Origin of the sequence: Rhodoferax fermentans (assembly GCF_002017865.1) — a bacterium.
In the GTDB taxonomy this organism is placed as follows: domain Bacteria; phylum Pseudomonadota; class Gammaproteobacteria; order Burkholderiales; family Burkholderiaceae_C; genus Rhodoferax; species Rhodoferax fermentans.
The window spans coordinates 2042348-2064531 of sequence record NZ_MTJN01000002.1 but is presented as its reverse complement, the minus strand read 5'-3'; the positions used below and the strand labels follow the sequence as shown (position 1 = coordinate 2064531).

Annotated in this window: 18 protein-coding genes and 1 pseudogene; 5 read left to right on the top strand and 14 right to left on the bottom strand. The window is 62.1% G+C overall.

The features are described 5' to 3' along the window. Positions 1–10: 10 nt before the first annotated feature. The 6 genes from RF819_RS09810 to RF819_RS09785 all read right to left on the bottom strand — a co-directional run bounded on the left by RF819_RS09810 (position 11) and on the right by RF819_RS09785 (position 5780). The gene (locus RF819_RS09810) at positions 11–835 is read right to left on the bottom strand and encodes a phosphodiesterase (RefSeq protein ID WP_078364815.1); all 825 of its coding nucleotides are present in this window, start codon (positions 833–835) and stop codon (positions 11–13) included. Positions 836–841: 6 nt separating this feature from the next. Further along, the gene (locus RF819_RS09805) at positions 842–1900 is read right to left on the bottom strand and encodes an ABC transporter ATP-binding protein (RefSeq protein WP_078364814.1); all 1059 of its coding nucleotides are present in this window, start codon (positions 1898–1900) and stop codon (positions 842–844) included. Positions 1901–2063: 163 nt separating this feature from the next. Further along, entirely contained in the window at positions 2064–2858 is a 795-nt protein-coding gene (locus tag RF819_RS09800) for an ABC transporter permease (RefSeq protein ID WP_078366879.1), read from the bottom strand. A gap of 4 nt (positions 2859–2862) precedes the next feature. Further along, positions 2863–3672: an ABC transporter permease subunit gene (locus tag RF819_RS09795; RefSeq protein ID WP_143541662.1), complete on the bottom strand. Its 810-nt coding sequence runs from the start codon at positions 3670–3672 to the stop codon at positions 2863–2865. Positions 3673–3693: 21 nt separating this feature from the next. Continuing rightward, on the bottom strand, positions 3694–4704 hold the full coding sequence (locus RF819_RS09790) for an ABC transporter substrate-binding protein (protein WP_078364812.1): 1011 nt from the start codon (positions 4702–4704) through the stop codon (positions 3694–3696). Positions 4705–4778: 74 nt separating this feature from the next. Beyond that, positions 4779–5780 carry a LacI family DNA-binding transcriptional regulator gene (locus tag RF819_RS09785; protein WP_078364811.1) on the bottom strand — a complete coding sequence of 334 codons (1002 nt, stop codon included), beginning with the start codon at positions 5778–5780 and terminating at the stop codon, positions 4779–4781. A 104-nt stretch (positions 5781–5884) separates the two neighbouring features. Here RF819_RS09785 and deoC point away from each other — a divergent pair, with 104 nt between their 5' ends. The 3 genes from deoC to deoA are packed head-to-tail and all read left to right on the top strand — an operon-like array spanning position 5885 to position 8681. Beyond that, positions 5885–6685: a deoxyribose-phosphate aldolase gene (gene deoC, locus RF819_RS09780; RefSeq protein ID WP_078366878.1), complete on the top strand. Its 801-nt coding sequence runs from the start codon at positions 5885–5887 to the stop codon at positions 6683–6685. A 28-nt stretch (positions 6686–6713) separates the two neighbouring features. Next, positions 6714–7337, top strand: coding sequence for a YbhB/YbcL family Raf kinase inhibitor-like protein (locus RF819_RS09775; RefSeq protein WP_078364810.1), 624 nt, complete (start codon positions 6714–6716; stop codon positions 7335–7337). A gap of 24 nt (positions 7338–7361) precedes the next feature. Further along, a complete protein-coding gene (gene deoA / locus RF819_RS09770; protein ID WP_078364809.1) occupies positions 7362–8681 on the top strand; it encodes a thymidine phosphorylase in 1320 nt (439 codons plus the stop codon). A gap of 78 nt (positions 8682–8759) precedes the next feature. On the opposite strand, the gene RF819_RS09765 is transcribed toward deoA, so the two are convergent. From RF819_RS09765 to RF819_RS09730, 8 genes and pseudogenes are all read right to left on the bottom strand, one after another. Beyond that, positions 8760–10028, bottom strand: coding sequence for an ATP-binding protein (locus tag RF819_RS09765; protein ID WP_078364808.1), 1269 nt, complete (start codon positions 10026–10028; stop codon positions 8760–8762). Positions 10029–10121: 93 nt separating this feature from the next. Beyond that, positions 10122–11777 carry a B12-binding domain-containing radical SAM protein gene (locus tag RF819_RS09760; protein ID WP_078364807.1) on the bottom strand — a complete coding sequence of 552 codons (1656 nt, stop codon included), beginning with the start codon at positions 11775–11777 and terminating at the stop codon, positions 10122–10124. Between the two features lie 119 nt (positions 11778–11896). After that, a complete protein-coding gene (locus RF819_RS09755; RefSeq protein WP_078364806.1) occupies positions 11897–12610 on the bottom strand; it encodes an RES family NAD+ phosphorylase in 714 nt (237 codons plus the stop codon). Further along, positions 12610–13005 (bottom strand): MbcA/ParS/Xre antitoxin family protein, encoded by a 396-nt coding sequence (locus RF819_RS09750; protein WP_078364805.1) that lies wholly within the window; start codon positions 13003–13005, stop codon positions 12610–12612. The genes RF819_RS09755 and RF819_RS09750 overlap by 1 nt, the downstream gene beginning before the upstream one ends. Positions 13006–13219: 214 nt before the next feature. Then, positions 13220–13639 carry a YchJ family protein gene (locus tag RF819_RS09745; protein WP_078366877.1) on the bottom strand — a complete coding sequence of 140 codons (420 nt, stop codon included), beginning with the start codon at positions 13637–13639 and terminating at the stop codon, positions 13220–13222. A 47-nt stretch (positions 13640–13686) separates the two neighbouring features. Further along, positions 13687–16037 (bottom strand): annotated as a pseudogene (locus tag RF819_RS09740) (bifunctional diguanylate cyclase/phosphodiesterase). Positions 16038–16882: 845 nt separating this feature from the next. Next, positions 16883–18166: an ABC transporter substrate-binding protein gene (locus RF819_RS09735; protein WP_158081253.1), complete on the bottom strand. Its 1284-nt coding sequence runs from the start codon at positions 18164–18166 to the stop codon at positions 16883–16885. Between the two features lie 123 nt (positions 18167–18289). Then, the gene (locus RF819_RS09730) at positions 18290–19441 is read right to left on the bottom strand and encodes a cupin domain-containing protein (RefSeq protein ID WP_078366876.1); all 1152 of its coding nucleotides are present in this window, start codon (positions 19439–19441) and stop codon (positions 18290–18292) included. A 322-nt stretch (positions 19442–19763) separates the two neighbouring features. On the opposite strand from RF819_RS09730, the gene RF819_RS09725 reads away from it, so the two are divergent. Together RF819_RS09725 and RF819_RS09720 are read left to right on the top strand one after the other, a co-directional pair. Further along, on the top strand, positions 19764–20240 hold the full coding sequence (locus RF819_RS09725) for an FKBP-type peptidyl-prolyl cis-trans isomerase (RefSeq protein ID WP_078364803.1): 477 nt from the start codon (positions 19764–19766) through the stop codon (positions 20238–20240). A 140-nt stretch (positions 20241–20380) separates the two neighbouring features. Continuing rightward, on the top strand, positions 20381–22147 hold the full coding sequence (locus RF819_RS09720; RefSeq protein ID WP_078364802.1) for a DEAD/DEAH box helicase: 1767 nt from the start codon (positions 20381–20383) through the stop codon (positions 22145–22147). The last annotated feature ends 37 nt before the right edge of the window (positions 22148–22184 follow it).

Genomic DNA, 22184 nt, shown 5'->3' with positions numbered 1-22184 from the left:
AGTGGGCTTGTCAGTCGATCAGTTGCCCGCCATCGTGAAATGGGTACGGCCCGTCAAAGTGGCCGCTGGCCACCAGGTGGCTGATCAGCTGCCCACTGTCGCTCAATGCATGCAGCGCAAAGCCGGGTGGCTCCAGCGTCCAAGCCGAGACCGCGTTGGGCGCCAGGTCCAGACAGACCTGGTGCGCTGGTGAGGGTGCGGTCATGGCCAGTGTGCCGCCAAAACGCACCTGAATGCTGCGGTGCAGGTGGCCGCAAATGATGCGCTCCACATTTGGGTGCTGCGCCACCAGGGCTTCCAGTTCGGCTGCACCTTGCAGCAGGCCAATGTCGTCCATGTGGCCAATCAGCGTGGCAAACGGCGGGTGGTGCATGGCAATCACCACCGGGCGGTCGCGGTGCTGGTCGAGTGTGTTGGCCAGCCAGTGCAGGCGCTGGGCACACAGGCCGCCGTGGCTGGCACCTTCCACCTGTGTGTCGAGGGCGATCAGTTGCAGATCACCCACGGCCACGCTGTACTGCACAAAACCGGTACTGCCCAAGTAGCTGTGTTCGGGAAAACTCTGGCGCAGCTGCTCACGGTTGTCGTGGTTACCGGGCATCAGGTAAAGCGGCAGGGTGAGTCGCCCAAGCAGACTGCGCAAGTGGGTGTATTCATCGGCACGACCAAAGTCCGTCAAATCACCCGTCAGCACCACGGCATCTGGCCGCTGCGGCAGGCGCAAGATGCTGTCAACCGCTTGTCTCAAATAGGGCGCGGTGTCCAGCCGCCCATAAGCCAGGCGGCCGGGTTCGCGAATGTGCAGGTCAGAGAGCTGTAATAAAAGAGTGCTCATACGGTGTTAGACGCTTTCTTCGCAGGTCATCAAACGGTTGGCATCAATGTGGATACCCACGGTGTCGCCAACCTTGGCGGGGTGGTCCCGCAACACTTCGGCCTGCAGCAAGGCCTGATCGGCCAGCGCCAGCGTGAGCTGCACCCTGTCCCCCAAAAAACTGCGGCGCTGCACCACGGCCTGGCCGGTGTCGGCCAACACCGGGCCGACCTGGATGTCTTCCGGGCGCACCAGCAACACAGGCTGACCCGCCCGTGCCGGTGGGCACTTCAGCATCAGACCACCGAGTGGCAGCAGGTTGCGCGCCAGCGCGTGGGTGTCCCGCTGGAGGGTGTTCACACGGCCCAAAAAAGCCGCGACAAAGGGATGGCCTGGGCGGCGGTACAAGGTCTCGCCATCACCCACCTGCACAATGCGCCCGGCCTGCATGACGGCCAGGCGATCAGCAATCGCCAAGGCTTCCTGCTGGTCGTGGGTGACGTGGATGGCGGTGATGTGCAGACGGCGCAGCAGGTCGGAGAGTTCATCGCGCAGTGACTCTTTGAGTTTGGCATCCAGCGCACTCAGCGGCTCGTCAAGCAGCAAAACACGCGGGCGCATGGCCACCGCCCGCGCCAGGGCCACACGCTGGCGCTGGCCACCGGAGAGTTCGGCCGGGCGTTTTTTCTCCAGCCCGCCCAGGCGAACCATGTCCACCAACTCACCCACGGTACGGCGCTGCTCGTCTGCCGAGGCACCGTGGATGCGCAAACCGTAGCCGATATTGGCCTCGACCGACATGTGCGGAAACAGCGCATAACTCTGGAACACCATGCCAATTTTGCGTCGCTCAATGGGCAGCGCCGTCACCTCTTCACCGCCAAACACAATGCGGCTGCCCGTGTCTGGCGTTTCCAGCCCCGCGATCAGACGCAACAAGGTGGTTTTGCCGCAGCCCGATGGGCCGAGCAAGGCCAGCACTTCACCGGGCTCAATGGTCAAGGTGGTGGAAAACAGGCCGCGGGTGCCGTCTGGATAGGTTTTGGCGCAGTCGATCACATCGACGCGCGTGCGTTCAAGTTTCATTGGCACACCCCAGGCTACGCACTGCCCCGTACTCGGTTTGGAAAGCCGAGTACGCATGTCTTCGCCACCCCCCTTGCAGGGGGCAAACCCAGTGGCCCGGCAAAGCCGGTTCCACGGGTTTCTGGCCAGGGATGCGTTGTGTTCATCGTTAAGAGTTGAGTTGTTATCCATTGCGTTTTTCTATGAGATGCCCAAGCCATTGCAAACCCCACAGCACGGGCAGGATGACCAATAAAAAGACGAGCGTGTAGGCCGAGCCAATTTCAATGCGCATGGACGCATAACTGTCGGCCAAACCCACCGGCAGGGTGCGGGTGAGGGGGGTGTGCAGCATCCAGGTCAGGTTAAATTCACCCACCGACAAGGTGAACACCATCAGGCTACCTGCCACGATGGCCGGTAACACGGCAGGCACCAGCACCCCCATGAAGCGCTGGCCAAAGTTGGCGCCCAGCGAACGTGCGGCCTCTTCCAGCGCCAGTAACTCATGCCGACGGAACGCCGCGCCCACGGTGCGCACCATGAACGGCAGTGTGAACACCAGGTGACCGACCAGGATGAAGACAAAACTTTGGCGGAAGTCGCGCAGCTGCCCGTAGGCCAGGATCAGCGCCAGCGCGGTGGCCAGGCCCGGCACGGCCACCGGCAGGGTCAGCAGCTCCTCAAATAGCCGTGCCCAGCGTGATCTGCTGCGCGCCAGGGCGTAAGCGCAAGGCACGCCCAGCAGCAGGCACCCGACCACGCTGAGCAGCGCCAGCAGCAGCGACGCGCTCACGGTGCTGCCGTAGACGTCCAGCACCTCGCTGATCCAGCGCAGCGTCAGCCCGCTGGCCAGGCCGGTGCTGTAGTTGTTGACCAGCCCGGCCAGCACCGACAAGGCGATGGGCGCGAGCATAAAAACGCTGACCAGCGCGGTGATGGCTGGCAGCAAAAAAGGGAGTTGTCTTGGGTGGGCCATGGTTTTATGCACCTGCGGCAGCCGGGCCAGCCGCATGACGTGCCAGGAACAGGCTCAGCCAGGTGATGATGCCCAGCGTGATCGACAGGCTGGCGGCCAGCGCGAAGTTGGCGTAGTTGGTGAATTCGTTGTAGAGCGTGATGGGCAGCACCTCAAACTTGCTGGCCAAGGTGAAGGCGGTGCCAAAGGCCCCCATCGATGTAGCAAAAACAATAGCGCCACAAGCAATGGTGGTCTGGGTTAGCTCGGGAATCCATACATCTTTGGCAACACGCCAGCGAGACGCTCCCAGCGAACGTGCGGCCTCTTCCAGCTGTCCATCCATGGTGCTGGCGGCGGCGGTGTAGGTGGCAATCGCGCGCGGCAGCGAGAAATACAGATAACCCAGAAACAGCCCAGTCAACCCATAGGCAAAGGTGGTGCGGCCCAGGCCCAGCCACTCGGTCAGATCAGCCACCAGGCCCTGGCGACCGCCAAGCAGGATGATGAAAAAGCCAATGATCACGCCAGGGAACGACAGCGGCAATGTCAGCAAAGACAGCAGCAGCGGCTTGGCCGCAAAACGCGAGCGCGCCAGCGTGATGCCCACCAGGCCACCCAGCAGCAGCGTGGCCAAGGTCACGACCAACGACAGGCCCAGCGTGTTGAGCAGGCTGTGCAGGTAACGGCTGTCGGTTAGTACCGCGAAATAGGTGGCCCAGCCCTTGTCTGCCGGCAGGGCGAACAGGCGCACCACCGGCAGCAGCCAGAAAGCCGCAAAAAAAGCCACGGCCGGCGCCGCGCAGGCGCCCAGCAGGCGAGAGGGGGAAGTCATGCGGGGCGCCTCCAAACAGACTTACTGCACGTCTTTCAGGTAGCGGTCAGAGAAGCCCTTTTGCACCGCGGCCATCTTGCCGTAGTCCACGGTTTTGGCGCGGGCGTAGTCGCTGGCGGGCAGGAAACGGGCCTGGATGTCTTTGGGCATGGCCGTGGCACGTACCGGGCGCAGATAAGCATTGGCCCAGATCGCCTGACCTTCGTCGGACAACACAAAGTCCAGCACCTTGTGGGCGTTGTCGACATGCGGCGCGTTGGCCACCTGGCTCATGACATAAGGCACCGCCAACGTGCCTTCGGCAGGAATCACGAACTGCACATTGGCCTGGTCTTTGTACTTGGCACGGTAAGCGTTGAAGTCGTAGTCCAGCAGGATGGCGATTTCACCCGACAACACCCGGGCGTAGGCGGTTTGTTTCGGAACGATGGGTTCGTTCTTTTGCAGCGCCTTGAAGTAGTCGATGCCGGGGCCGAAGTTGTCCAGCGTGCCACCACGCGCCTGGTTCACCGCCACGGCGCCCACGTAGCCCACAAATGCCGAGGCCGGGTCCAGGTAACCAATCAGGCCTTTGTAGTCGGGTTTGAGCAGGTCAGCCCAGGATTTGGGCACGGCTTTGCCCTTGAGCGCGTCCACATTCACCATGAAACCCATGGTGCCGGAATGGATGGTGAACCAGTGACCTTGCGGGTCTTTCAGGCCATCGGGAATATCGGCCCAACCCGCGGGTTTGTAGGCGGCCACCACACCCTCTTTTTGCGCCTGGATGGCAAAGGTCACACCCAGGTAGGTCACATCGGCCACCGGGCTGGCTTTCTCAGCCACCAGTTGCGCCAGCGATTGGCCTGAGTTTTTGTTGTCCGGCGGCACGGTGACGCCGGTCTTGGCCTTGATTGCCTTGATCTGGCTGGCCCAGTCGGCCCACTCGGGCGGGCAGTTGTAACAAATGGCGTTCTGCGCAAAAGCGCTGGCGCCCACGAGACCCAGCGCCAGCAAGGCAGCACGGGTGAGGTTTTTCAAAGATTGACGCATAAAAACTCCGATGGGAAAAAAGAGAGAGGTTGGAACGGGAACAGAGAACAGCTTCTTTTTGTTGGAAATAGGGACTAAGGCAGGGGCGCCGGGGCGCAGGATTCACCGGTACGAAAACCTTGCTCCAGCAACAGGCTGGCGCTGGGGGCGGGTGGCACGCCATCGGCAAAAGCCTGCAGCAGCAGCTTCACACTGCAGCGGCCAATGTCCGCGTTGGGCTGGGTCACCGTGCTGAGCATGGGGGTCAGGTCCTCACCCAAAGCAATGCCGTCAAAACCGGTGATGCTGATGTCTTGCGGCACCCGCAGGCCCGCCAATGTCGCTGCGCGGATGCTGCGGATGGCAATCAGGTCGTTGGAGCACACCAGCGCGGTCGGGCGCTGGCTGCCTTGCAGCAAGGCGGTAATTTCTGTGACTGCAGTTTCAACAAACGGCACCTCCAGCCACTGTGAGCCATCCAGCCCGTGCTCGGCCATACCCGCAAAAAAACCACGCTGGCGCTGCTGGGCGCGGTCTGAGGCCGCCAACTTGCCGCTGATCAAGGTGATGCGCCGGTGCCCCAGGGCGACCAGCCGCGCCACCACCTGGCGCACAGCCAGTTCGCTGTCCACTGACACACACGGGTGATCCACATGCCGGTTGTAGGCCAGCACATAGGGCAGGCCAGCGGTGCGCAAGCGCTGCAGGGCACTGCAGGTGGCGGGGTTGGAGACCACCAGCACCAAACCGTCCACATTGCTGGCAAAAAGCTGCTGCACCGCTTGCTCTTCTTGCGCCAGCTGGTAGTTGGTGGTCATGGGCAGGATGGCGTAACCCGCGTCGCTGGCGGCTTGGGCGATACCGTCCAGGCATTCGGCAAACACCGGGTTCAATAACGTTGGCAACACCACACCAATCACCCGGCTGCGCTGGGTGCGCAGGCTGCGGGCACTGCCGTTGGGCAGGTAACCCATGGCTTGTGCCATCTGGAGCACATGGGCGCGCGTGTCGGCATTCACCTTGTCAGGCAGGTTAAACACCCGCGATACGGTGGAAATGGAGACGCCGGTCTGCGCTGCGAGTTCTCTGATGCTCACAAGATCTTTCGTTATGAAAACGTTTTCATTAGACCGAAGGCTTGTTAAATTTTGATGACAGGCAGGGTGACCTCCCGTGGCAGGTCAAACGTATCATTCCCACCATGAATACCCCACAAACACTCCCTTGGTCACTTGACCTGCCCGCCAGCGCGCGCCTGACCTTGGCCTGCCTGGACCTCACCAGCCTCAACGATGGCGACACCGAAGCTGACATTGCCCAGCTCTGCCAACGCGCGCAGGGGCCGATGGGCTCGGTGGCGGCCGTCTGTGTCTGGCCGCGCCTGGCGGCTTTTGCCCGCGCGCAGTTGCCAGCCCACATTGGTGTGGCGGCGGTGGCCAACTTTCCACATGGCCACACCGATGTGGATGCCGCCGTGCGTGACACCTTGCAAATCGTGCAGGCCGGTGCGCAAGAGGTGGATGTGGTGCTGCCCTACCGGGCGTTGATGGCAGGGGATGAGGCAGCGGTCACCCGGCTGCTCACAGCTGTGCGCCAGGCCTGCCCGGGCCTGGTGCTCAAGGTGATCCTGGAGACCGGCGAACTCAAAACCCCGGCGCTGATCGAACGCGCCTGCCAGTTGGCCCTGGCCGCTGGCGCCGACTTCCTCAAAACCAGCACCGGCAAAACCGCGACCCACGCCACACCTGAGGCGGCGCAAATCATGTTGAACGCCATTGCAGCCAGCCCTGCTGCCAGAGACAAAGTGGGTTTTAAACCCTCAGGCGGCATCCGAACGGTGCAAGATGCTATTTTTTACGAAGCATTGACACAGCAGATTCTGGGCGCCGAGGCTTTGACGCCGAAGCGTTTTCGCATTGGCGCCAGCAGCATCTTTGGCCACATCGAATCGGTGCTGAACCCCACGGCCACACCCGCCGCCGTGCCCAGCAGCGGTTACTGAGTTGTTCAACCCCACCAGGAGACCCACCATGAACTTGCCCTGCGCCACACTGTTCTTCCGTGTTCCTTGTGCCCTCGCTCTGGTCATGGGGCTGGCTGGCGGGCCGGCCAGTGCGCAAAGGGCGCCGTTTATGTTGTCCAGCCCGGACCTGGCGATGGGCACCTTTGACAACAAATTTGTTTTGAACGGTTTTGGCTGCAAGGGTGCCAATGTGTCGCCCGCGCTCGAATGGCAGAACGTGCCGCCGGGCACCAAGTCTCTCGCGCTGCAGGTGTTTGACCCCGACGCACCCACCGGCGCGGGCTTCTGGCACTGGACGGTCTACAACCTGCCACCCACGTTGACCTCTTTGCCCCAGGGCGCGGGCAATGCAGCGGCCAAGCTGCCTGCTCCGGCTTATGGCGGTGCCACCGACTACCTCGACACCGGCGCCACCGGTGGCAACGGCAACTACGGTGGCCCCTGCCCACCCGAGGCCGACAAACCGCACCGCTACATCTTCACCCTCTACGCGCTGGCGGTGGATGATCTGGCCGAGGCCGGTGGTATCCCCAAGACCGGCAGCCCATCGCTGTATTCCTTTGTGCTCAACAAAGGTCTGGGCGCCCTGCTGCTCGACAAAGCCAGCTTCACCGCCACCTACGGTCGCTAAACACCCACGCCCACAGGAACCCCCATGCTTGCCCAGGAAATCATCCGCATCAAACGCGACGGCCACACGCTGGCACGCCCCCACATTGACAGCTTTGTGAAGGGCCTGGTCGATGGCTCCTGGAGCGAAGGCCAGGCCGCCGCGCTGGCCATGGCCATGTTCCTTAAAGGGATGCGCCGTGACGAGACCGTGGCGCTGACCCAGGCCATGACGCATTCCGGCCTGGTGATGGACTGGTCCAGTGCCAAGCTCAATGGCCCGATCCTGGACAAACATTCCAGTGGTGGTGTGGGTGACAAGATCAGCTTGATGCTCGCCCCCCTGGTGGCGGCCTGTGGTGGTGTGGTGCCGATGATCTCGGGCCGTGGCCTGGGCCACACCGGCGGCACCCTCGACAAACTGGGCAGCATTCCCGGCTACAACGCCACGCCCGACGTGGCCACGTTACATCACGCCTTGCAGGCCGCAGGCTGCGCCATCATTGGCCAGACGGCAGACTTGGCCCCGGCAGACCGGCGGCTCTACGCCATCCGCGACGTGACCGCCACGGTGGAATCGGTGCCGCTGATCACCGCCAGCATCCTGTCCAAAAAACTCGCCGCCGGACTGCAGGGCCTGGTGATGGACGTGAAGGTGGGCAACGGCGCCTTTGCCGACTCGCTCGACATGGCCAGCACTCTGGCCGAGTCGCTGGTGCAGGTGGCTGGCGGCGCCGGTTTGCCCACGCGCGCCTGGATCACCGACATGAACCAGGTGCTGGGTCACACCGCTGGCAACGCGCTCGAAGTGCTTGAAGCCGTGGCCTTCCTCAAAGGTCAGGCGACCGAGCCGCGCCAGCTGGAAGTGACCCGGCGTCTGAGTGCCGAGCTGCTGCTGATGGGCGGCCTGGCGACAGACGAGGCCGAAGCGCTACAAAAAATAGACCAAGCTTTACAGAGTGGACGAGGGCTAGATCAGTTTTCTCGCATGGTGACTGCCTTGGGCGGCCCGGCCGACTTTGTGGACCGCCCGACCCATTACCTGGCCAGCGCCCCGGTCACGCTGGCCGTACCCGCGCCACGCAGCGGTTTTGTCACCGGCATGGCCACCCGCGACATTGGCCTGGCGGTGGTCGAACTCGGCGGCGGCAGGCGCCTGGCCAGCGACACCGTGGACCCGCGTGTCGGTTTCTCAGACTTCGCACAGATCGGCCAAGCCGTGCAGGCGGGTGAGCCACTGGCTGTGGTGCATGCCGCGGACGTGGCTTCTGCCGAGCGGGCACGAGCTTCCTTGCTGAGCCTGATTCACATCGGCGACACGGCACCGGAGCTGGCGCCGGTGCTGGTCAAATACATCACGGTCTGATAGTCGAAATGACCCGTAGCCCAATGTTTTATTGGGATAAATGCTATAAAAATAACTAAAAATCGGAGGATTTCAGCGTTATCTGCCTTGCCTGCCTAATGGGCTTGTTTGGCCCCATAACGTAGATAAGGGGGCGGCCCACAGTCCGTCACCCAAAGGCAGGGTCTCTGTGCCGTCGTAGAGCAAGATACCCATCTTGAATTGGTCTCCTGCCGCGCTGGCTAGTTTTTTCAAGCCACGCAAATCGCGCTCATCGACTGTGGCTGCCGCTTTCACCTCCACACCCACCAATTGCCCGGCAGCGTTTTCGATCACCACATCCACTTCCACTTGATCGAGGTCGCGGTAATAAAGCAGTCGATAGTCACCCTCAGCGGTTGTGGTGTGTTTGAGCAATTCGCTGTAGACAAAGGTCTCCAGAACATGCCCAAACCGGGCACGGTTGTGGTGTGCCTCGGCAAAACCGAGCTCGGCCAGCGTGGCCAGCAAGCCAGCGTCAAGAAACTGAAGCTTGGGGGTTTTGATGACGCGTTTGAGTCGGTTTCTGGCCCACACGTCAACCCGTTTGAGCAAATACATCTGCTCAAACACGCCCGTGTAGCGTGCAGCCGTTTTGCTGTCCAGGCCCACCTGCGCACCCAGTTGGGAGTAATTGCACATTTGCCCAGACACTTGCGCCAGGCAGCGCAAAAAGCGCGGCAACTCGGCGAGTTTGTCGATACCAGCCACGTCTAGGACATCCCGCTGGATCAATGCGTCGGTGTATTGACGCGCCCACGCCGTGCGCCGTCGCTCGGTCGAGCGAGACAAGGCTTCGGGGTAACCGCCGCGCAGAACTGTCTCAACCAATGTATCCCCCACCATCACCGTTGAAGCCGTCAGCACCTGGCCAGCAAATGCCGCATCAATCCAGTTGGCAGCATTCCCGTGCAACTCACTTTGAGACAGTGGCAACAGGGACAAGGTTTCCATCCGGCCAGCCAGCGAGTCGGCTACCGCAGGCAGCGTCATCAGGTTGGCAGAGCCCGTCAACAAAAAGCGCCCGGCCCTGCGGTCCTCATCCACACTTTTTTTGATGGCCAGCAGCAGTTGTGGCGCGCGTTGGATTTCATCGATGACAGCCAAGTCCAAGCTGCGAACCATGCCCGTCGGGTCTTGCCGGGCTGACAGCAGCGTCAAGTCATCGTCCAGCGTCAGGTAGCGCATGCCCATGGCAAGGGCTTGTTGGCGCACCAGAGTGGTTTTACCGACTTGACGTGGCCCTGCCAGCAAAACAACCGGTGTGTCCGCCAAGGCCTCAGCCATGCGCGTTTCGATCAAACGGGGGTAGAGAGATGCCGTATTCATACGCACATGGTAGCGTCAAATTTGGAATTTGGTGCCGTTAAATTCGGAATGTTAAAGCGTAAATTTCGGAATATAGCTCCGTGAAATCCGGAATCAACTCTGGGTTTGGTGCCGCTCCTGCCGCGCCGCCAGCGTGCGTGCTGCCTTGGCGGCGGCAGGTGCCTGACGCGGCAGCAGGCCTTGCAAAACCTGCGGGTTGGCACGGGCGCCGCTGCCGAGGTAGTCGGCCAACAGGGCCTGGCGCACGGATTCGGGGGGCAGGCTCTGGCTCAAGTAGGCAAACAACGTGTCCACCAGCAGCTCAGGCGTCAGTTTGTGGGTGCTGCCCAGGCGCTGCCACAACCAGTCTGACAGCAGCCAGAACCGCCAGAACGGCGAGGTTTGCGCGGCGGCCTGCTCTGCCTCGGTGCCACCCAAGGCCCCAATCACATCGGCGGCGGGCGGTGTCTGCAACAGCAAAACCAGCGTCTGGGCAAAACGCCCCGAGTTGGCCAGCAAGTCCCAGTAGCGCACCAGGCGCGTGAAGCGTTGCACGGTGCTGGCATCGACCACGCCGGTGTGCAACACGGTGTAGGGCGGCTCGGGGTCGTAGACCATGCCATGCTCGTCGCTGTGCCGCGCCACCGGCGCGCCGCGCAGGCGTTTGAGCACACCGAGCTGGATCTCGTGCGGGCCAATCGCCAGCAGGCGGTCGAACCCATCCGCAAAACTGTACAGCGTCTCACCCGGCAGGCCAAAAATCAGGTCGGCGTGCAGGTGCGCGTGGCTGTGGGTCAGCAGCCAGCGCAGGTTGGCTTCAGACGCGGCGTTGTCCTGGCGGCGCGAGATGGTGTGTTGCACCTCGGCGTTGAAGCTCTGCACCCCCACTTCGAGCTGCAGCACGCCCGGTGGAAACTGCCGCAGCATGGCCTTGAGCCGCTCGGGCAGGTGGTCGGGGATCACCTCAAAGTGCAAAAACAGCTGCTCGTTGGCCGGGGCACCTGCGGCGGGCAGGTGATCCAGAAAAAACTGCAGGATGCGTACCGAGTGCTCCACCTTGAGGTTGAAGGTGCGGTCGACAAACTTGAAGTTGCGCGCACCGCGTTGGTACAGCACCTCCAGCGCTGCCAGCACCCGGTCCAGTTCAAACGCCCAGGCGGTTTTGTCGAGTGAACTCAGGCAGAACTCACACTTGAACGGGCAGCCGCGCGAGGCCTCCACATACAACAGGCGGTGCGCCAGATCGGTTTCGCTGTATTCGCCGTAGGGCAGGTTGATGTCGGCCAGGTTGGGCTGTTCACCGGCGATGATCTTCATCAAAGGCTGCGGGCCGTGGATCAGCGCGCGGCAGAGCTTGGCAAAACTCACATCGCCCCAGCCGGTGATGACAAAGTCGGCCAGGGTGGTGATGGGTTGCTGAGTTGTCTCGTGGCTGACCTCGGGGCCGCCCAGCACGACCTTGATGTCTGGCCGCGCCGCTTTGAGAAGGTGCAACACCGCCAGCGTTTGCGTCACGTTCCAGATGTACACCCCAAACCCAATGATCTGCACCGCGCCATTGGTTTCGCCCAGCGTGGCCAGCAGGTCGGCCACCACCTCTTGAGCTGGCCGGGAAATCGTGTACTCGCGCAGCTGGGTCAGGGCACGCAAGCCCGGACCACCGTGCTGGTCCAAGTTGGCCAGCAGGTAACGCAGGCCCAGCGAGGCGTGGATGTAGCGCGCGTTCAGTGTGGCCAGAACAATGCGCGGGGCAGCGCCAGCTTTAAACATCAAAGTGATCCCTAGCCCTCATAAAACAAGGGCAGGTAACTATCAAACCAATAGTGTGTGCAGGGTGCATTGATGCCTGGCTCAGCTCAAGGGTAGGGTGCAAAAATCAGTGCCACGCGTCAAAGCGCCGCCGTCGCCACGTCCATCCACATCACGCCAGGCTGCTTCTCGACGACGATGTGTTGGCCATCAAGCCGATAGGTCAGTTGGCAGTGAAGCCGCGGGTTGGACAACACAGCAGGGTTCAAAACCGCGTAGTTGGTGCCAGGTGCATAACGCACCGATGTGGTCACCAAGCCGGGATGGCCTTCGCGGTGTAATCTGGCACCGACCGACTGGGTGGCGCTGTAGTCGGTTGGGTGCATCAAGCCGGGGTGTTGGGCAGTCAAAGGCCGCAAGTCCAGCAGCGCCGCATCACAGCTCACGTCATACAGCTTGCGCTCACCCACCACCTTTTCTTTTTCAAACCCAGCATCACTCAGCAGCCCGTTGAACCAGTGGTAAGCGGTCTCGTAAACCGAGGTCTCGGCGGAGTCACAGCCGTACCAGACGCCAAACGAGCCGTCAGAAAACCGGCTGCGTTGCCAGTGCTTGAAGGGCCAGCCAATCGCGTTGGCCCAGGCGGCATCTTCAAACGGCCGGTGGATGACCGGGGTTCTGGACACATAGAGCGGGGGTTTGACCTCGTCTTCAACCTGCTGCGCCATCGCCCACTCAGCCGGGCTGCTGGTCAAGTCATCAAACAGGTCTTGGGATGTGCCGATGGACACAACATTGCGGATCACGCTGCGGTGCACATCGGCCAGCGTGAGGTGGGCAAACAGCGAATCCATCACACCCCGCGGGCACGGTCCAGATAGGCGCGCACCATCAGCAAACCGGCAAAACCCCAGGCTTTCACCACCTCCACCGGCGTCAGGTTGTCAAACGCCTTGTTGCGGGTCGACATCCAGCGGTAAGCCAGCTCGCGGTTTTGCGGGAACAACAAACGCAGGTTCTTGTGGATGCCCAGCAGATGACCCACACGCTCAAACTGGTCCCGGCTGGTGCCGATGGCCTCGCCCTTGCGGTAGCGCGTCAAGGCCGCTCGGTTGCTGGTCGCAATGCCCAGCAGCGCCGCCTGGTCCTCGGTGGGCAAGGCCCAGTGGTCCAGCAAAGTCATCACCATTTTGGCCAACGCACCCCGGTCTTGCGAGACAGCGGGCTGCGGCTCAAGTACAGCGGTCATGTGGGGGCTCCTGTGCGGCTAGTCATTGGATGGTTGAAGCAATATTTTTGAACTATTAAAACACTAATCGTGTGAATAGTTACCAAATATGGATTTGGGACCGAACCAGCCGAGATTCAGGTCAACCCATTTTTATCCATTTTTTATGCCTCTAGCCCTTATGGAACAAGGGCAAGCAGCTACCTTTTTCAAAGCAATCAGTGGCGCCAGCGCCTCAGGCCGCAGCCTCATCCTTGCCCGGATGGGTGCCGTCGATGTAGAGCCAGCGGCCGTCTTCGCGTACAAAACGGCTGATCTCGTGCAGGCGGGCGCCGCGCCCGGCGTCACGCAGGCGGGCGACGAACTCGACCACGCCGGCATCCCCACTGGTCTCGGTGTGGCGGATGTTGAGCTCCAGCCACTTCACGGGCGGCAGCTCCAGCTCACCCGGTGCGGTGCTGGGGTGCCAGGTGGCCAGCAGGTAGTCGATGAGGCCTTTGACGTAGGCGCTGTAGCGGGAGCGCATCAGTGCCTCGGGCGTGGGGGCGTGTTGGCCCTGCGCCAGCCCGCTGTGCCAGGGGCCGCAGCATTGGGCGTAGGTCAAACCACTGCCGCAAGGGCAGGCCGTATGGGTGTCGGGGACTTTGTTTCGCATGGTGTGTGTGGGGTTGGCCGGTGCATTTTCGGCCAACTTGGGCGGGTTCAGGCCGTCCACTGCGCGTGTTGGTGCCAGCGTGTCATCCATTCGGGCAACTCGGCCGCTGGCATGGGTCGGGCAATGCCATACCCCTGGGCCAGGGTGCAGCCGATGCTGGCCAGCAGCTCGCCGTGGGCAGCGGTTTCCACTCCCTCGGCAATCACCTCGCGGCCAAAGGCGTGGGCCAGGCCAATCACACCGCGCACAATCGCCAGGTCGTTCGGGCTGTCGAGCATGTCGCGCACAAAACTTTGGTCAATCTTCAGCGTGTCGGCAGGCAGGCGGCGCAAATAGGTCAGTGAGGAGTAGCCCGTGCCAAAGTCATCCAGCGCAAACTCACCCCCAGCTTCTGGCAGGCCACCATGGCCACCCCGGCCTTGGCCAGGTCTTCGAGGGAACTGGTCTCCAGCACTTCCAGCTGCAGCTGACCCGGCGCCACCTCGGGCTGGGCCGCCAGCAACAGCGCCAGCCGTTCGGCAAAACCGTCTTGCTGCAACTGCCGCGCGCCAATGTTGACACTGACCGGCAGGTGCAGCCCCTGGGACTGCCATGTGTGCATCTGCGCCAGCGCGGTGGCAATCACCCACTCGCCCATGTCAACACTCAGCGGGTGGTCTTCAAACACCGGCAGGAAACTGGCCGGTGGCAGCAGCCCGCGCTCAGGGTGCTGCCAGCGGATCAGGGCCTCGGCGCCGGTGATCTGGCCGGTCAGCAGGTTGGCCTTGGGCTGGTACAGCAGCACAAACTCGCGCTGGTCCAGCGCACTGCGGATGCGCGCCAGGCTCTCTATCTGGGTCTTGATCGCGGCGTCGTGCGCCACGTCAAACAGCCGGAAGCGGTTTTTGCCGCTTTGTTTGGCCACGTACATGGCCTGGTCAGCGTGGCGCATCAGCAGGTCGGCATCCGAGTTGTCCTGCGGGTACAGCGTGACACCAATGCTGGCTGAAACCTGCAGCTCGACCATGCCGCTTTTGCCCCGCACCGCCACCGGGCTGGAGGCCGCCTGCAGCAGGCGCTGCAACAGCGGCTCGTGGTCATCCAGCGCGTTCAGGTCGACCAGCACCGCCACAAACTCGTCACCACCAATCCGTGCCAGGGTGTCGCCTTCACGCAGGCTGTGTCTCATGCTCTGTGCCAGGGTCACCAGCAACTCGTCACCCGCGTCATGGCCATGGGTGTCGTTGATGGCCTTGAAGCCATCCAGGTCCAGGTAGGCCAGCGCCATCTGGTTCTCGTGGCGCTGGCATTGCAGCATGGCCTGGTGCAGCCGGTCGGCCAGCAGCAGCCGGTTGGGCAACTGGGTCAGCGGGTCGAAGTGGGCAATGTTCTCCAGCTGCTGCTGGTGCGCCTTGATCGGGGTGATGTCGGAGAACAGCGCCACATAGTTCTGCAACTGGCCGTCGCCGTTGCGCACCGCGCTGATGGTCAGCATTTCGGCGTAGACCTCGCCGTTTTTACGGCGGCTCCAGACCTCGCCACTCCACTGGTCGGTGCGGGTCAGTGTGCGCCAGATGTCCAGGTAGAAGGCCGAGGTCTGGTACTTGGACTTGAGCATGCGCGGGTTGCGGCCCATCACATCGGCGCGCTCAAACCCGGTGATGTGGGTGAAGGTGTCGTTGACATCGATGATGCGGGCGTGGGCGTCGGTGATCACGATGCCCTCACGGGCATAGGTGAACACACTGGCGGCCAGTTGCAGTTTTTCTTCGGCGCGTTTGCGCTCGGTGGCATCGGCAATCACACCAATCAGGCCCAGTTTTTCACCCTGGGTGCCCAGCCACGGCTTGCCGGTCAGATGCGTCCAGAAAACCTCGCCATTGGCCCGTCGGTACCTGCGGTCCTGGTCCACCATGGGAATCTCCCCACGCATCAGCGCACCCATCGTCTCTCGCCGCAAAGGCACCTCGGACGGCTCCATCAGGTCCAGGTAGTTCATGCCCAGCAGCTTGGCCATCGGGATGCCAAACATCTCACTCATGCCGGCATTGGCCTCGGTAATACGGGCCTGCATGTCAACCAGAAAAATCGCAATCGGTGCGGTGTCGATGATCTGGCGCAGCATCAGGCTACGCTCGGCCAGCTCCAGTGTGCGCGCCTGCACCCGCTTTTCCAGTTCCTGGCGTGCCACGGCCAGAGCCTGGTTCTGGCCGAGCAAACGTTCTGTCATGTCGTTGAACGACTGCGCCAGCTCCCCAATTTCATCACCCACACCCAGCTTGGCACGCACCTGCAGTTGACCCTGGCCGATTTGCTGCGTCACATTCACCAGCGCGCGGATGGGTCGCAGGATTTCCTGCGACAGGTAGCGTGATGACACCACCGCACACAGCAGGGTCAGCAAAAAGATGGTGCCCATCAGCGTGACAGCCAGTGACATCTGGCGCCGGATGGTTGTGTCCACACTGTCACTGACCTGCTGACTGCGTTGCTGCAGCGTGTCGGAGATGTCAGTCAGCCGTTGCTCTGTGGCGTTGTTGAGGTCTTGCAACCGGTTGAATTTCTCCAGACTGGTGACGTAGTCGGTGGCATCGCGCTGGAGGTTGTAGACCAACTGCTGAAAATCCGACTGCGTGCGCAGCCGCTGGGCGCTCTCACGCAGCTGCGTCAAGGTCTGCTGTAGACGCATGGAGGCGGACCCGCCGGAGCGGTTCAGCGGCAGGTTCAGCTGGATGGCCTGCCCCAGCCCTTGCAGCCGCATCACCTCAGACTGCAGCTCAGCCAGGGCGCGCCGGTCACGCGGGCTGAGGTTGATGAGCTGGGCGGTGTCCAGGTGGGCACTCATGCGCTGGTTCAGGCTCAGCGACAGCTTTTTCACGGCCGCTTTCTGGTCCGCCTCCACCATGTATTTCTCGAAATGCAGCAAGAAATCGCCCAGCAGCGAGCGCATGGTGGCAAGCTGCTCTGCATCCAGCGCCTGTGCCTGGGCGGCGGCGTTGATGCGCAGGCGGGTGCTCTCCAGGCCCGCAAACACCTGCCGGGCCACGGCTGGCGACAGCGCATTCACATAGCGGCTGGCCAGCAGCCGCACCTTGTCGACCTCGGACACCACCTCGGCCACGTATTGTTTCTGCCCCACCAGCCCGACGATGGCATGGGTGGCTGCAGCCACCACCAAAGCGTTCACAAGGATCAGCGCGGTTAGCGCCCCAAAACTGATACGGATCTTGTCGTGAAGTCTGAATTGTTTGAGAAAACGCATGCTCAGTGGGCTGGGTTCGCCTGAAAGTACGCAGCTGCCTCCCGGGCCAGTCGGTTCAGAATGTTTGGATAGGCCTTGGGCAAGGCCAGAAACTCTGCAAACGCGTGCAGCCCCAGCTCAGCCACAGTGTGTGGGGTGCTCAGGTCGTAGGCAAAAGCAAAGTGCACGCTGCGGCCAAAGTCGTCAAACAGGCGTTGCTGTGCAGCGTTGTAAGCGCTGCGTGGCACCTGGCTACTGGGTGCCAGTGCGCCAGAGTGGCGGGTAAAGGCCTGCTGCTGCGCCTGGCCAGCCAGGTAGCGCAGCACCTCTTTGGCACCTTCTTTGTTGATGGCTTTTTTGGGCAGCACCAGGCCGTCCACCGACCCCAGCGCCACGCGTGGCACATCGCCCCTGATCTGTGGAAAGGCGAACACGTCATAGTCCTGGCCCAGCACCCATTGGTGTGCGTCGTTGCTGAAGTAGTCGAAGTTCCAGCTGCCCATCAGGGTCATGGCGGCGCTGCCCTTGAACACCATCTCATTGGCGCCCCGGTACCAACCCAGCTCCTGGGGGTTCGGGTTGAAGTAGCCTTTGTCAATCAGACTGGCCCACAGCGCAAACACGGCTTTCACCTGCGGGTCGTCGTAACGCACCTGTCCCTGCATCAGTTGTTGCCGGAACGCATAGGGTGTGGTGCGCAGCAGCAGCATGTCAAACCAGAACTGCGCGGGCCAGCGATCTTTGGCACCCAGAGCGATCGGCGTGACACCGTTGGCCTTGAGGGTGGCGCAGACGGCCAGGAACTCATCCCAAGTGCGGGGAGGTGTCAGGTGGTGCTGGGTGAACACCGCCTTGTTGTAGAAAAAAGTCACGCCATACTGGGCCACTGGCAGCATGTATTTGTGGCCATGGTAGTCACTGGCCTGGCGCACCAGTTCGGGCGGAAAACGCCCGTCCAGCCCTTCCTCCTGCCAGAGATCGTCCAGCGGCTCCAGATCGGGCACCAGAACAGCGGTGCGCGCCCCCGCCCAGTTGGAGTACAGGTCAGGCGGTTGCTCGCCCTTGACACTGTCCTGGATGGCGGTTTTGAAAGCGTCATGGTCCAGCAAGACTGACTTCAGCTCAAATTGGGTGGACTGGGCATCAAAACTGCGCGTCACATCCGGCAGACCGCGGCTGATTTGACCGGGGAAATAGTGCAACAAAGTCACTGCCGTCTTGGGCAGGGTAGCAGGTGCAGTCTCGGGCGCCCGCTGGCAGGCCGTCAGGGCCAGCACGGGCAGCAAATAGAGGAGGAAGAACTTCACCAGCGACGTGTCAAAATTTTTGAATGAGGCGAGAGTATAACCTCAAAAACTGACAGGGCTTCACCCGCCGGGTCCACCAGCGCAAGCTGGCCAGACCGCAGAACACCTTTGTGTGATGCGCCCTTAGTCTTTGAAATACCAGTAACCCGCGTTGACCCATTCGGTGAGCTGGCGCACCAGTTCCGGGTTGTTCAAACCACTTTGCAGCGCGGCATAAGCGGGTTCGTCTTGGTCACACAGCGCCAGCACTGCGTCCTTGCAGGCCGGGCCAAAGTCAAAACGTTCACCGTCCACGTAACACACGCCTTGTGCCAGTGTCTCGTCCACATAAAAGCAGCGCAGGCCACCGGTGCGCACCAACGGCTGTTCACGCAGGGCGTTGATCAGCTCGGCCGCGTCCAGCGGTTCGTCCAATGCCTGCAGGTCCAGCGCACATTTGGTCTTGGAGAAATAGCTGCCAGCAAAGTCGGCCAGCAGCGTGTTGTTGTCCAGCACACTTTGCAGATGCGCCTTGATGCGGGCAAAGTCAGCTTTGTCGATCTGGCCTTGATGCTGGTGAATCGGGCGGTGCGGGTCGGTCAGCAGGTGCTGGGCCTGGTCTTTGTCGATGGCGTAGTCGGCCAGGCCACTGAGCATGTCGCAGGCCGACTTGGCACGAAAACCCACCGAAAAGCTCATCGACTCTTCCAGCGTCACCCCGTCATGCGGGAAACCCGGCGGGATGTACAGGATGTCGCCGGGCAGCAGCTCGGTGTCGATGATCGCTTCAAACGGGTCGGTGTGTAAGAGCGCGGCATGCGCGGCAAACTGTCGGTGGTTGCCCACATCACCCACACGCCAGCGGCGCCGACCACTGCCCTGGCAGATGAACACGTCGTACAGGTCAATGTGCGGGCCCACACCACCGCCGGGCACCGCGTAGCTGATCATCACATCGTCCAGCCGCCATTTGGGGATGAAGGCAAAGGGCTTGACCAGCTCGGCCACCTCAGGCGACCAGTGGTTCACCGCCTGCACCACCAGCGTCCAGCCGTTGTCGCCAAAACGCTCGAACGACTCAAACGGCCCAAACTCGGCCTGCCATTGCTCACCTTGTTTGTAGACCATGCGTGACTCGACCTCGTCCTCACAAGCCAGCCCAGCCAGCTCGTTGGGAGAAATCAGGTCGGCCCAGTTCTTGAACCCCTGGCGGATGACCACCGGCTTTTGCTGCCAGTAGTGGGCCATGAAGTGTTCCAGGGAAAAGTCGGCGAGGTTGAGTGTGAGAGCGGGCATAAAGCGGTAACAGGTGGGGCAAGTGGCAGCGTTTTGTCTGCTGTTGCGCAAACGAAAAAAAGAGGTCAGAGGCTGTGCCAAACAGGCCTGCCGTTCAGCGCCCCTGACCGGGCCGCCGGATCGTAGAGGATTGACTGAGATCAAGCCACCGCAATCTGGCCATGTTTTGACGTGGCTCAGAGTCCAGCCAAACAAATCGCCGTGTGGCGTGTGTTTTGACAACACCCACGCAGCGGCGGCCAAGCCCTCACACCCCACCCGACAGCCACCTTGCGCGAAAATGCCCAACCCGCCGCACCCGCTGGCCAACACCCACATTCCCATGAACATCGAAAAAGACACCGTTGTCACCCTGCGCTACAAAGTGGCCGACGCCAAGGGCAAACTCCTTGAAGAAGCCAAAGAGCCCATGGCCTACCTGCATGGCGGCTACAACAACACCCTGCCCAAAATCGAAGAAGCGCTGCAAGGCAAAACTGCAGGCTTTCAGACCACGCTGGTGCTGCAACCCGAAGACGGCTTTGGCCTGCGTGATGAGAGCCTGGCGCAAACCATGCCGCGCCGCGACTTCCCGCCGGGTGTCAAGGTCGGTGGCCAATTACATGGCCACACCGCCGACGGGCGCGAACAGGCTTTTCGCGTGGTCAAGATCAAGGGCGACACCGTGCTGCTGGACGGCAACCACCCCTGGGCTGGTTTGGAACTGCGCTTTAGCCTCAAGGTGACCGAGGTGCGCGCCGCCAGCGCCGAAGAGCTGGCCCACGGCCACGTTCACGGCGCGCACGGCCACCACCACTGAGCCAAGCCCCATCGTTATAAATGTGCCGTTAAACATGTAACACGGCACGTGCCTGTCCCATAATCCTGAGAGGCAAATCTCAGGGACGGGACAGCGCAGTGGCAACCCTTTTACCAGCACTTGGTGCATGCATAGCCCGCATGACCAGCGGCGAGCGCCGCCTGGCCCAGCGGCTGGAGCAAAAGCTCGACGACGACTACCTGCTCTGGTACGACGTCCCCATCGGCCCCAAACAAACCCACCCCGACTTTGTGCTGCTGCACCCGCGCCGCGGCCTGCTGATCCTGGAAACCAAGGACTGGAAGCTCGACACCATCCTGCGTGCCAACCGCCAGTCGTGGGACATCTTGGGCCACAACGGCCCCAAGGTGGTGATCAACCCGCTGGCGCAGGCGCGCCACTGCGCCATCCAGGTGGTCAACGCGCTGGAGCGCGACCCCCAGCTGGTGCAGGCCGACGGCCCGCACCAGGGCAAGCTGGCTTTTCCGTGGGGGCACGGTGTGGTGCTGACCCACATCACCCGCAAGCAGTTTGAGGCCGCTGGCCTGGGCGAGGCCATCGAACCCCACTACGTGATCTGCAAAGACGAGATGGAAGAGTCCGCCGATGTGGAGGCCTTCCAGCAACGGCTGTGGCAGATGTTCCCCCACAGCTTTGGCGGCGCTTTGAGCCTGCCCATGCTTGACCGCGTGCGCTGGATCTTGTTCCCGCAGGTGCGTGTGCCCACCCAGGGCGCCCTCTTTGACGACAACGACGCCGAGGCCGACCTGCCCGGCATCATGCGTGTGATGGACTTGCAGCAGGAGCAACTGGCACGGTCTTTGGGCGACGGCCACCGCGTGATCCACGGCGTGGCCGGTTCCGGCAAAACCATGATCCTGGGCTACCGCGCCGAATACCTGGCCAAAGCTGGCGCACCGGGCAGCAAACCGGTGCTGATCCTTTGTTACAACGAGCCGCTGGGCGTCAAACTCCACAGCATGATGGTAGCCAGGGGCCTGAGCGAGCGCGTGCATGTGCGGCACTTTCACAAATGGTGCCATGAGCAGATTCGTGCCTTTGGCCAGACGCTGCCTGGGCAGGGTGCTCACTTTTTTGAAGAACTGGTGCAAGCCGTCATTCGCGGGGTGGATCGCAGACACATCCCCAGCGGCCAATACCAGGCGGTGCTGATCGACGAAGGCCACGACTTTGCGCCCGAATGGCTCAAGCTGGTGACGCAAATGGTGGACCCCACCACCAACAGCCTGCTGGTGCTGTACGACGACGCGCAAAGCATCTACGAACGCGCGCGTGCCAAAGCCTTCAGCTTCAAAAGCCTGGGCATCCAGGCCCAGGGCCGCACCACCATCCTCAAAATCAACTACCGCAATACCCAGCAGATTTTGCAAACCGCCAGCCTGGTGGCGGCTGACCTGCTGACCGCCAACGACAAAGACGACGACGGCATCCCGCTGGTGAAACCCATCAGCTGCGGGCGCGAGGGCGAGGCCCCGCTGATCATCCGGCTGCCCAGCCTGCGCGACGAGGCCTACGCCATTACCGATAGCCTGCGCGCCGCGCACGAAGAAGGCCACGCCTGGGGCGACATGGCCATCCTGTGCCGCGATTGGCACACCATGGACCTGTGCGCCGCCGCACTCCACCAGCGCGGCCTGCCCTACAACGTGCGCAAACGCACCGGCGACTTCCAGCCCGCTGCCGACCACATCCACGTCATGACCATGCACGCCAGCAAAGGCCTGGAGTTCCCGGTGGTGGCCCTGCCCGGCGTAGGCCACATGCCCGCCCCCGGCGAGCCCGAGAAAGACGAGGCGCGGCTGTTTTATGTGGCCGCAACGCGGGCGACGCAGAGGTTGGTTTTGGGGGTGGGGGGTGATGGGCGATTTGGGAAGACATTGAGGTGATAGATCACCAAAGCAGTAGTTGACAACAAAGCGATAA